10 protein-coding genes and 1 rRNA gene are annotated in these 11,769 nt (G+C 40.7%); 7 read left to right on the top strand and 4 right to left on the bottom strand.

Annotated elements, in window-relative coordinates; translation table 11 throughout:
- Positions 1-95 precede the first annotated feature (95 nt).
- A 5S ribosomal RNA gene (gene rrf / locus ABLB98_RS11380) occupies positions 96-210 on the top strand.
- Positions 211-431: 221 nt separating this feature from the next.
- Positions 432-1,595: an acyl-CoA dehydrogenase family protein gene (locus tag ABLB98_RS11375; RefSeq protein WP_348883733.1), complete on the top strand. Its 1,164-nt coding sequence runs from the start codon at positions 432-434 to the stop codon at positions 1,593-1,595.
- An 81-nt stretch (positions 1,596-1,676) separates the two neighbouring features.
- Here the strand turns inward: ABLB98_RS11375 and ABLB98_RS11370 are convergent.
- Positions 1,677-2,428 (bottom strand): IS5 family transposase gene (locus tag ABLB98_RS11370; protein WP_099714932.1). Its coding sequence is split into 2 segments (ribosomal slippage): positions 1,677-2,092 and positions 2,092-2,428, totalling 753 coding nucleotides; the frame shifts between segments, so codons are not numbered across the junction.
- Between the two features lie 77 nt (positions 2,429-2,505).
- Between ABLB98_RS11370 and ABLB98_RS11365 the strand changes: the two genes are divergently transcribed.
- Positions 2,506-3,678, top strand: coding sequence for an acyl-CoA dehydrogenase family protein (locus tag ABLB98_RS11365; RefSeq protein WP_348883591.1), 1,173 nt, complete (start codon positions 2,506-2,508; stop codon positions 3,676-3,678).
- A 55-nt stretch (positions 3,679-3,733) separates the two neighbouring features.
- Here ABLB98_RS11365 and ABLB98_RS11360 read toward each other — a convergent pair whose 3' ends face one another.
- The 3 genes from ABLB98_RS11360 to ABLB98_RS11350 all read right to left on the bottom strand — a co-directional run bounded on the left by ABLB98_RS11360 (position 3,734) and on the right by ABLB98_RS11350 (position 5,813).
- Positions 3,734-4,471, bottom strand: a complete 738-nt coding sequence (locus ABLB98_RS11360) for a hypothetical protein (protein ID WP_348883590.1) — start codon at positions 4,469-4,471, stop codon at positions 3,734-3,736.
- 18 nt (positions 4,472-4,489) lie between these two features.
- On the bottom strand, positions 4,490-5,107 hold the full coding sequence (locus ABLB98_RS11355; RefSeq protein ID WP_348883589.1) for a hypothetical protein: 618 nt from the start codon (positions 5,105-5,107) through the stop codon (positions 4,490-4,492).
- Between the two features lie 106 nt (positions 5,108-5,213).
- Complete coding sequence (locus tag ABLB98_RS11350) at positions 5,214-5,813, bottom strand: TetR/AcrR family transcriptional regulator (protein WP_348883588.1); 600 nt, start codon at positions 5,811-5,813, stop codon at positions 5,214-5,216.
- Between the two features lie 194 nt (positions 5,814-6,007).
- Here ABLB98_RS11350 and ABLB98_RS11345 point away from each other — a divergent pair, with 194 nt between their 5' ends.
- The 4 genes from ABLB98_RS11345 (at position 6,008) to ABLB98_RS11330 (ending at position 11,599) form a co-directional block, all read left to right on the top strand.
- Positions 6,008-7,813: an acyclic terpene utilization AtuA family protein gene (locus tag ABLB98_RS11345; RefSeq protein WP_348883587.1), complete on the top strand. Its 1,806-nt coding sequence runs from the start codon at positions 6,008-6,010 to the stop codon at positions 7,811-7,813.
- 18 nt (positions 7,814-7,831) lie between these two features.
- Positions 7,832-8,752, top strand: a complete 921-nt coding sequence (locus tag ABLB98_RS11340; protein ID WP_348883586.1) for an SDR family oxidoreductase — start codon at positions 7,832-7,834, stop codon at positions 8,750-8,752.
- Between the two features lie 3 nt (positions 8,753-8,755).
- Positions 8,756-10,369 carry an acyl-CoA carboxylase subunit beta gene (locus tag ABLB98_RS11335; RefSeq protein WP_256415307.1) on the top strand — a complete coding sequence of 538 codons (1,614 nt, stop codon included), beginning with the start codon at positions 8,756-8,758 and terminating at the stop codon, positions 10,367-10,369.
- 69 nt (positions 10,370-10,438) lie between these two features.
- Entirely contained in the window at positions 10,439-11,599 is a 1,161-nt protein-coding gene (locus ABLB98_RS11330) for an acyl-CoA dehydrogenase family protein (protein ID WP_348883585.1), read from the top strand.
- Positions 11,600-11,769: the final 170 nt, after the last annotated feature.

Here is an 11,769-nt window from a genome sequence, read left to right as displayed (position 1 = left end):
TCTAATCCGTTAATAACTCTTTGGTTCGTAAGTAAGGCAGACATGAAGTGAAAACACAACATGATCAATAAGACCCCAAAACACCACAACAGTTTGCTGGCGACAATAGCAAGAGTGAACCACCTGATCCCTTCCCGAACTCAGAAGTGAAACCTCTTCGCGCTGATGGTAGTGTGGCACTTGCCATGTGAGAGTAAGTCATCGCCAGCTTTTAAATCTAAACACCCCTAACCTAACGGTTAGGGGTGTTTTTTATGGCAAAGAGTTTTATATTATGAATGATTCTTTGTAGGAAGTTAAAGTAATCGAACCAATTGAATATTTTTTTAATTTTAAATTTTGCCAAGCGCTTGCTTGGTTTTTGTGGTTTTGATACCTTGGTGCTCACTAAATACTCGAAAACAATGATCAATAATTATTAGGAAGCAAGCATGCTACTCAACCCTTTATATTACACCGAGCAACATTTAGCCTTTGCTGAGAGTGTTAGGCGCTTTACTGAAAAGGAAATTAGTCCTTTTATCACTGAATGGGATGAAGCGGAAACTTTTCCGCGTGAGCTGTATAAAAAGGCCGCTGATATAGGCTTGCTTGGTGTTGGCTTTGATGAAAATTATGGTGGTATTGCGGGAACGGATGCATTTTATACTCTGCTTGCCTCAGTGGAGTTGGCGAAGTGCGCATCAGGTGGTTTGGCTGCATCATTACTTTCACATACGATTGGTACGCCACCAATTCAGCATTTTGCTCAAGAAGAGGTCAAGGCTGAAGTCTTACCACAAATTTTGTCAGGAGAAAAAATTTCTGCATTAGTAATTACTGAACCTAGCGGTGGTTCGGATATTGCGGCTTTAAAAACCAAAGCGGTTCGAGATGGTGACGATTATATTGTCAGTGGTGAAAAGACCTTTATTACATCGGGTATTCGTGCAGATTATTATTCGGTAGCAGTACGTACTGATCCTAATGCTAAGGGGGCTAATGGTATTTCAATGCTGTTGATTGATGCGCATAGTGAAGGCATCACAAAATCAAAGCTAGATAAAATGGGCTGGTGGGCATCAGATACCGCGCATTTGCACTTTGATAGTGTGCGAGTACCAGCCAAGAACTTACTTGGTGCCGAAAATATGGGCTTCTTTGTCATTATGAACAACTTTAACATGGAGCGATTTTTTCTTGCAGCCAGTAGCTATGGTTATGCATTAGTTTGCTATGAAGAGGCCTTGGATTGGGCTAAACAGCGACAAACTTTTGGTAAACGCTTAATTGATCATCAAGTCGTTCGCCATAAGCTAGTAGATATGGCGACACGTTTAACTTCAACTCGTGTGCTATTGGAAGATACAGCCTATCGTTTAGGAAAACCTGAATTACAGGGAAATGAACTGATTGCTCAGATTTGTATGCTTAAAAATGTAGCAACACAAACCATGCAATTTTGTGCTGATGCTGCCGTTCAGACTTTAGGGGGGATGGGTTTTATGCGTGGTACAAAATCTGAACGTATCTATCGTGAAGTGAAAGTGAACATGATTGGTGGTGGTGCAGAGGAAATTATGAAAGACCTTGCCAGTCGCCAACTTGGTTTTTAATCAAAATTTTTAAGGCTTTAGATCATAATGAGATTGGTCTAAAGCCGTATTTATAAAAGAACAACTAGGGTCTGTTGAGAATTACCGAGAGTTAATTAAACTCGCGCACAATTGAATCATGGCTTCAAAACTCGTATCTGTTTTACAACTACGCATCGCTATACGTTTAAATTCTTTTAACTTACAGAAATAGTTTTCAATGAGATGACGCCATTTATACATAATCGTATCAAATGCTCTCATTACTTTTCGATTAGATTTAGGTGGGATCACCACTTTCACTTTACGTTCATTGAGTTCTTGGATGAGCCAATCTGCATCAAATGCTTTATCCGCTAGTAATGCTTGAAAATCAACATCTTCGATTAAAGGTTTGGTTTCTACTAAATCGTGATATTGACCAGGCATTAATCGAAACTTAATGAGGTTGCCTAGACTATCCACTAAGGCAAGAATTTTACAGGTCATTCCACCTCGAGATTTACCTATAGACTGTTTGAAAGTCCCCCTTTTGCACCTTGGCCATGTCGATGAACTTTAACAATCGTTCCATCAATCATGGCGTATTCCAAATCAACATCTTCATTTACAGATGCAAAAATAGCTTCAAATACACCAGCTTTCACCCAATCACGGTATCTTTTAAAGACGGTATTCCATTTACCAAAATGAGCAGGTAGATCACGCCATGGACTGCCTGTACGGGCAATCCATAGAACTGCTTCTAAAAATAATCGATTATCTTTTCCACTACGACCTCGATCGGTCACTTTACCTAGGCAAAAAGGTTCCATTTTTGCCCATTGGGCATCAGTAAGTATGTATCTATCCATAGTACTATTATAAATTAATCAGTTGCCTTTGTTAATTCTCAACAAGCCCTAGTTAAATAATAATTTAGGAAAAAGACATGGATGGTTTATCACTTAACCCGATTTATTACACATCTGAACATCGGGCCTTTGCAGACAGTATCAAACGGTTTGTAGAGAAAGAAATTTCACCTTATGTGAATGAATGGGATGAGGCAGGAATATTTCCACGAGAGCTTTATCAAAAGGCCGCAAGTGTCGGTTTAATGGGTCCTGGCTATGATGCTGAACATGGTGGCATTCCTGATGCAGATGCCTTTTACGTGATGTTGGCAGCAATTGAGATGGCAAAAGCTGGATCTGGTGGTGTGCATATTTCGCTTATGATCCATAGCATTGGAACACCACCTATTCATCATTTTGCTCGACCTGAGATTCGTAATGAAGTTATGCCACAGATTATTGCAGGTGAAAAAATATCAGCCTTGGCAATTACAGAGCCTAGTGGCGGTTCTGATGTCGCTGCAATTAAAACCAAAGCAGTTCGAGAAGGAGATCATTATATTTTGAATGGTGAAAAGACCTTTATCACATCAGGGATGCGAGCAGATTATTATACGGTTGCGGTCAAAACTGATCTAAATGCTCAAGGCGCAAAAGGGATTTCCATGTTATTGGTCGATGCGCATAGCAAGGGAATAACCAAATCACCATTAAAGAAAATGGGTTGGTGGGCATCTGACACTGCACATTTGCATTTTGACAATGTCCAAGTCCCAGTTAGTCATTTGTTAGGCGAGGAAAATGCAGGTTTTAAAGTCATTATGAATAACTTTAATATGGAGCGTTTTTGGCTAGCTGCGATGGCATATGGTTATGCCTTGGTCTGTTATGAGGAAGCCTTAGATTGGGCAAAACAGCGTCAAACTTTTGGAAAGCGCTTGGTGGATCATCAGGTGGTTCGCCACAAACTCGTAGATATGGCAACTCAATTGACTACAACACGAGCATTATTAGAAGATACAGCTTATCGAATGGGACAAAAACAGTTACAAGGGGCAGACCTCATTGCACAAATTTCGATGTCAAAAAATGTAGCGACTCGTACGATGCAATTTTGTGCGGATGCGGCTGTGCAAACTTTGGGTGGAATGGGTTTTATGCGTGGAACGAAATCCGAACGAATTTATCGTGAAGTCAAAGTGAATATGATCGGTGGTGGTGCTGAAGAAATCATGAAGGATTTGATTAGTAAGCAGCTAGGCTATTAATACCTTCATGGCGAATAAAAAGCGCGGTTAATTTCCGCACTTTTTATTTTCAAATTTATTCTAGTTCAGCTAATTCTTCTAAAGAGATTTGGCGGATTTCAAATATAGGTTGTTTCAAAAATGAGTTCAAAGTTTTTATATCGATAAATTTTATATTATCTAAGGCAATACCTTCGATACTGTCTTTTTCAGCATCGTAACGAATATCTGGAGTTTGTTCGATAAATTGTTTGAATAACAGTGGACTATCGCTTAATTCTGCAAGAGGTTTGTCCATTAAAGCTTCAAACGCATAGTCCATTGCATAAATATTAGTCTCCCAAGAAACATCACTAAAGTTTTCATCTTGACTTGAAATGATGCTGCCAGTTTCATAGCCACTAAAATAGTCTTCTTTAGAGTTGATCCAAAGCACATAGCAGGGTTGTGATGCATCAACTTCCAATAATTGGTACCAGACAATACCTGAGATTTTAGCAAATTCAAAAGCATCATCTTCATTCAATTTAGGAATTTCACCATCATCTATATTAAAAGTTTTTCCTGTTTTTTCTAAAATTAAAGCTTCAAGTTTTTCGTAGATTTCATCATCTGCTTCACCATTGCCAATGTCATAGTTACATAGTTCATCATAGTATAAGCCTTCGACGACTAGTGATTTGTATGCCTTTTCAGCTTCAGCTTTGTCTGAGTAGATTTCCTTGATTGCCCCAGTTGAAACACAATTGGTCAGATGCCATTCATCATTATATGCAAAGTCATTTCGACGAATCACGTATTGGATATTGCTCATTTTTATTTCCCCTTAAAATTAACCGATTTTCATTTTTAAGTCTTGCAGTTTGGCTGCACTTGGCGGGACGGCCATTCCATTATCCATCCAGAGTTCAAAACGCATTGGATTGAAAAAGAAGTCTGGACTAATATCGAAATCAATAAACTTGGCTTCACTTTTTCCCATCATGGGAAGAATGGTATTGATAAACCAACTATTGTGAGTGATCAGTAAAGATTTTAGTTGTCCTGTCACTGATAATGGAGAGAGTAGTGTTGCTGATAGCTTTGGGTCATCAATCACATCTGAGTGGAATTTTTCGAGGCGTTTAGCTAGTCCATCTGTGGGAATATCCTGCATGGCTGCAACAAAATCGCCAATCGTTGGAATAAAACGATGGTGGAAATCCACCAGTAAATGATCTTTTTCGCACAGGTCTTTGACCTCGATACTTTTACCCCCACTATTTTCGAAGTGATGTCCAAAAATCGGAATGATCACTTCTTGAACGCCCCAAAAAGTATGCAAGATACGATGGCGATTGTCGGTACAAAGCATTTTGGTGCTGTCAATCAAAGCATGAATATCAATATAATCTTCAAGCTCGCCCCCACGACGTTTTACTGAAATATTGGCATGTTGGACTGGATTCATGGCATTATTATTCTGCTGTTATATTGCTTGCAGATTAACAAAGAATTTTTACAATAGAAATACCATGATTGGGTGGAACGTTAAGTTATGTCGTCTCATATCTTACTTATTTTAAAGCCATTTCCCAAACCATTTCAGTCAGCTCATCCACTTTGACTTTACCTTCAGGTCTGTACCAAGTCACTGACCAAGAAATTGAACCACCAATCAATCGACGCCAAATAAATGCATCATGTTTAACTTTGCCTTGAGCACGTAATTTTTCAATCACATTGAGCCAAACTTGCTCATATTCATTACGCATCTTTAAAAGATAGTCTTGTTTCTCTTTGGAGAGGGCAAACCATTCATGAACGAGTACGGCCATTGCTGCACCTGTATCCCCAGTAATCGAAATCAGTTCAGCTTTGATTAAATCACGTAATTGTTGTTCTGGCTCATTTGAACGTTCAGCCGCTTCTTTAAGCCGTGCAAAGTTATAAATAATGGTTTGTTCCATGACAGTCGCTAAAATTTCATCTTTACTTTTGAAATGATGGAAAAGACTACCTGACTGGATACCAATAAATTCACCCAATTGGCGAACCGTGGTTTTGTCATAACCTTGTTTATAAAATAAATAAGCAGCGCCAAGCAATAAACGCCCACGTGGGCTATCGTCAAAACATACAATTTTAGGTATTTGCTCAATTGAAGTTGCGATCATGCCAGTCCGTCTATTCTATTAAATCTAGTGAGCATTGTAACAAAATTCATTTCATGAATTGTCTTATCTTTTTATAACAAACATTTGCTTGAGTTTGTCTATTTTTGCCAATACAGCATATCATTATGTACTTTACAAACCAAGCACTTGCTTGGTAATGTTATGCCAATTTAGAAATAACAATGAGAAAGCGCATGACAAGCATCAAGCAGGATGATCAGAAGCTAATCAAAATTGGGTGTGCATCAGGCTTTTGGGGGGATACCAACACAGCCGCTTTTCAGTTGGTACATTTAAGTGATATTGATTATTTAGTGTTTGATTATTTGTCAGAAATTACCATGTCGATCATGGCAAAGGCAATGATGACTGATCCAAATCATGGTTATGCATTGGATTTTGTTAGCCGAGTGATGGCACCACTGATTAATAAAATTGCTGAGAAAAAAATCAAAGTCATTAGTAATGCTGGCGGTGTTAATCCTTTAGCGTGTCGTGATGCCTTACAAAAAATAATTGATGAAAAAGGCTTGGATTTAAAAGTTGCTGTGGTACTTGGGGATGATGTATTACCCAAACATGCTGAGTTACTGAAACAAAATGTTCAGGAAATGTTTAATGGTGATGCTTTACCACATCATGTAGCCAGCAGTAATGCCTATTTAGGGGCGATTGCGATCCGTGATGCCTTGGATTTAGGTGCGGATATTGTGATTACGGGGCGGGTGGTTGATTCGGCGGTTGTACTTGCACCATTACTGCATGAATATAAATGGTCACTGGATGATTATGACAAGTTGGCACAGGGTTCATTGGCAGGGCATGTGATTGAATGTGGTGCTCAATGTACAGGTGGTAATTTTACTGATTGGCGCTTAGTACAGGGCTTTGACAATATGGGCTTTCCAATTGTAGAAGTCAGTGCTGATGCTTCCTTTATTGTGACTAAACCACAAGGCACAGGTGGCTTGGTTTCAACAGCAACAGTCGCAGAACAAATTGTTTATGAGATTGGTAATCCTCAAGCTTATTTACTTCCTGATGTGACGGCTGATTTTAGCCAAGTTCATGTAGAGCAAATCGGTGAAGATCGAGTAAAAGTTACAGGTGCAACAGGTCGTGAACCAACGCAGCAATATAAAGTCAGTGCTACCTATGCGGATGGTTATCGTGTTTTAGTCAGTTTCCTGATAGCAGGACGTGAAGCACCTGAAAAAGCGCAAACCATTGCTGATGCGATTCTAAATAAATGCCAACGTGTATTGGCTTTACGTTCAGTTCCGCCATTTAGTGAAAAATCGATTGAAATTCTTGGGATCGAAAGTACCTATGGCCCGCATGCCAGAGTGAAAGATAGCCGTGAAGTGGTTGTCAAGATTGCTGTGAAACACATGTTTAAAGAAGCCTGTATGTTTTTTGCTTCGGAAATTGCACAGGCATCTACAGGTATGGCACCTGCATTAGCGGGGATTGTTGGTGGTCGTCCTAAAGCTTCGGCAGTGGTGAAGCTTTTCTCTTTCTTAATTGATAAAGATCAAATCAAGGTTGAGGTCGATTTTGCAGGGCAACGTCATGCTGTTGAGATTTCAACTGGCTTAACTCCACAAGATATTAATCTGCATTCAGTGGGTGAAGTTGCAATTTATCAAGGTGATGAAATTGAAGTGCAGTTAATTGAAGTGGCACATGCGCGCAGTGGTGATAAAGGTAACCATAGCAATATTGGGGTGATTGCCCGTAAAGCAGAATATCTACCTTGGATTCGGGCAGCACTGACAGAAGCCAATGTTGCAGACTATATGCAGCATGTACTTGATCCTGAAAAATCAAAAGTCATTCGTTATGAATTGCCAGCCATGAATGCACTGAATTTTATGTTGGAAAATGCACTAGGCGGGGGTGGAATTGCAAGTTTGCGGATTGATCCGCAAGGTAAGGCTTTTGCACAGCAATTGTTAGATATGCCAGTCAAAGTACCAGCACAACTGTTAGAAAAATAAGTAAAGGATGTAAATCAAATGAGTTACCAATCAATTTTCAGGGCAGATGCATTTGCTGACAAAGTGATTGTCGTGACAGGCGGAGGTTCTGGTATTGGCCGTTGTACCGCACATGAATTGGCTTCTTTGGGCGCTCAGGTGGTGATCACAGGGCGCAAAATTGAAAAGTTAGAAAAAGTCAGCCAAGAAATTTTAGAAGATGGTGGCAAAGCCCATTTCATCGTCTGTGATAATCGTGATGAAGCACAAGTCAAAAACATGATTGCGGAAGTCATTGAAAAATTCAGCAAACTGGATGGCTTAGTCAATAACGCAGGTGGGCAATTTCCATCTGCGCTTGAAAGTATTTCTGCCAATGGCTTTGATGCAGTGGTGCGTAATAACCTGCATTCAACTTTTTATCTGATGCGTGAAGCCTATAACCAATGGATGGCAAAACACGGCGGCAGCATTGTCAATATGGCTGCTGATATGTGGGGCGGCATGCCAGGAATGGGACATTCTGGTGCAGCACGTTCAGGTGTGGATAACCTAACCAAAACCGCTTCAGTCGAGTGGGGACGTTCAGGTGTTCGGGTTAATTGTGTCGCGCCGGGTTGGATTATTTCTTCTGGTATGGATAACTACAGTGGTGACTTTGCCAAATTTATTATTCCAAGTTTGGCAGGCAATGTGCCCTTAAAACGAATGGGTACAGAGTCGGAAATTTCTTCAGCGATTTGTTATTTACTCTCTGATGCTGCTGCATTTGTTTCTGGGGTGACATTAAGAGTTGATGGCGCTGCTTCACAAGGAACACGGATGTATCCGTTAGCAGATGCAACCAATAGCCAGTCTTTTAATGGCTTCCATCGTGCATTTATTCCTGATGTACTCAAAGATCAGATTGAAAAAGCAGAACAACAATCTGCCCAAGCGCAAGATGCAAACAAGGATTAAATTATGACTATTCTTCAATCTGAAATTGCAGTCGGTAGTGAACAATATCAACAAAATAGAGATGCTTTATTAAACCAAATTGCAGAGGTGCGTGCCGTACAGCAAAAAGGTATTGATAAGTCTTATGCAGCAAAACCGAAGTTTGATAAGAAAGGCAAAATTCTTCCACACGAACGTGTACGTTTACTTCTCGATGCTGATTCACCTTTTGTGGAGTTATGCGGTCTCGTTGGCTACAACATGCATGATGATAAAGATGGCTCTGAAGCGGGTGGGGGTATTATCGCGGGAATTGGTTTTGTCAGTGGCGTTCGTGCTTTGGTCACTGCCAGTAATAGCGCAATCAAAGGCGGTACCATGTCACCGATGGGTGTACAAAAAACCTTACGTTTGCAAAAGATTGCGCTTGAGCAAAAATTACCAATTGTGACATTGACCGAAAGTGGCGGTGCAAATTTAAATTATGCAGCCGAAGTATTTACTTATGGCGGTATGACTTTTGCCAATCAGGCACGAATGTCTGCGGCAGGGATTCCGCAGATATCGGTGGTACATGGTAATGCCACCGCAGGTGGTGCATATCAACCAGGTCTATCTGACTATGTGATTGCCGTGCGTAAGCAAACGGAAATGTTATTGGCTGGTCCCCCATTATTGTTAGCAGCAACAGGTGAAGTGGCAACGGCTGAGGAACTCGGTGGTGCTGAAATGCATACTCAGGTTTCTGGTGTAGCTGAATATTTAGCTGAAAATGATGCTGATGGCATTCGTATTGCTCGTGAAATTTTTGAGCATTTGAACTGGAAAGAACAAACCAAAAGTCTCGATCAGGATTATAAAGAACCTCGTTACTCAGCCGAGGAATTGTTAGGCATTATTCCGCAAGATCCGAAGCAACCTTTGGATATGAAAGAAATCGTGGCGCGGATTATTGATGATTCAGACTTTTTAGAATTTAAACAAGAATATGATGCGCTTACTGTTTGCGGTTGGGCAAAAATGGGTGGGGTACATATTGGAATTATCACCAATAATGGCCCCATCACACCACAAGGTGCAGTGAAAGCCGCACAGTTTATTCATCTTTGTGAACAAACCCAACGCCCACTTTTATTCTTGCATAACACCACGGGTTTTATGGTCGGAACGGATGCTGAACAAAACGGCATTATTAAACATGGTTCTAAGCTGATCCAAGCGGTTGCCAACGCGACTGTACCCAAAATTTCGATCATTGTTGCTGGTTCTTATGGAGCAGGTAACTATGCCATGTGTGGACGTAGTTTATCGCCAAACTTTATTTTTGCATGGCCAAATTCACATGTGGCGGTGATGGGTTCAGCACAGGCAGGAAAAGTGTTGCGTATCGTGGCTGAAGGGAAGCAAAAAGCTTCAGGCATGGAACCGAATCCACAGATGTTGGATTTTCTAGAACAAAGTACGTCGATGAAATTGGAACAGCAATCGACCGCTTTATTTAATACAGCGATGTTACATGATGACGGCATTATCGATCCTAGAGATACACGTAAAGTATTGATCTTCTTGCTACAGACCATTTATGAAGCACAGCAACGCGAGTTAAATCCAACGCGTTTTGGTGTGTCTAGATTTTAATTTTTAATACCCGCATCCTAGCCTTCTCCCTGAGGGAGAGGGGAAAAACAATTTTTAAGGAAAAAAATAATGAAATTTACCGCAGAGCATGAAGCATTACGCCGTACCGCACGTCAGTTTGTAGAAAACGAACTTAATCCGTTTATTCCAGAATGGGAGGCTGCGGGACGTTTTCCGATTCATGAAGTCTTTAAGAAAATGGCAGATTTAGGCTTGCTAGGTATTTGTAAGCCCGAAGAAAATGGCGGCTTGGGTTTGGATTATTCGTATAACCTCGTGGTGGCAGAAGAATTAGGACGTGCAGCATGTGGTGGTGTGCCTCTAGCGATTGGTGTACAAACCGATATGGCAACACCTGCACTTGCTCGTTTTGGTAGTAAAGAACTGAGAGAAGAGTTTCTGAATCCTGCGATTTGTGGTGAATATGTGGCATCAATTGCAGTTTCAGAAGTGCATGCAGGTTCAGATGTTGCAGCGGTTAAAACCACCGCAAAAAAAGATGGTGATGATTATGTGATTAATGGCAGCAAAATGTGGATTACTAATTCACTGCAAGCAGACTTCTTCTGCTTACTTGCCAATACCTCTGATGACAAACCACACGTCAATAAATCAATGATTATTGTTCCTGCGAAGACTGCAGGCATTAGTTTCTCAGAACCACTGAATAAGCTAGGAATGCGCTCCACCACAACGGCTCAAGTTTATTTCGATAACGTTCGTGTACCACAGCGCAATCTGGTGGGTGCTGAGGGTATGGGCTTCATGATGCAGATGATGCAGTTTCAGGAAGAACGTATGTGGGCATGTGCAAATGCTGTTGGTGGTTTGGAAAATGTGATTCAACAAACCATTGATTATACGAAAGAACGGACGACATTTGGTCAGCCACTCATCAATAACCAATATGTACATTTCCGTTTTGCTGAATTGATGACTGAAGTTGAAGCGCTAAAAGCACTTACTTATCAAGCTTGTGAACAACACATTGCTGGTGAAAATGTCACCATGATGGCTTCGATGGCAAAGCTCAAAGCAGGGCGCTTAACTCGAGAAGTGGCGGATAGCTGCCTACAATATTGGGGTGGAAATGGCTTTATGTGGGAGAACCCTGCATCACAGTTGTATCGTGATGGACGTTTAGGTTCGATTGGTGGTGGTGCAGATGAAATCATGCTCGGAATTATCTGTAAATTGATGGATATCTTGCCGAAGAAGCAGAAAGGGTGATCTAAAGTTAATTTATATTTTAGCTATGTCTAAATCCTCCCTGAGATGCGGTTTAAGCATCGTGGTAGGGAGGATTTAGAAAGATAAAATTAAAAATGATGAAAGATTGGTATACCTCAAGTGGCTAAAGTGTGGTTTTGCATTATCCCGCTAATAAAACGAAATATTTT

The sequence above is a fragment of the Acinetobacter yuyunsongii genome, from assembly GCF_041021915.1.
GTDB lineage: Bacteria > Pseudomonadota > Gammaproteobacteria > Pseudomonadales > Moraxellaceae > Acinetobacter.
The sequence above is the reverse complement of the archived record's forward strand: the minus strand, read 5'-3'. Positions and strand labels throughout refer to the sequence as shown.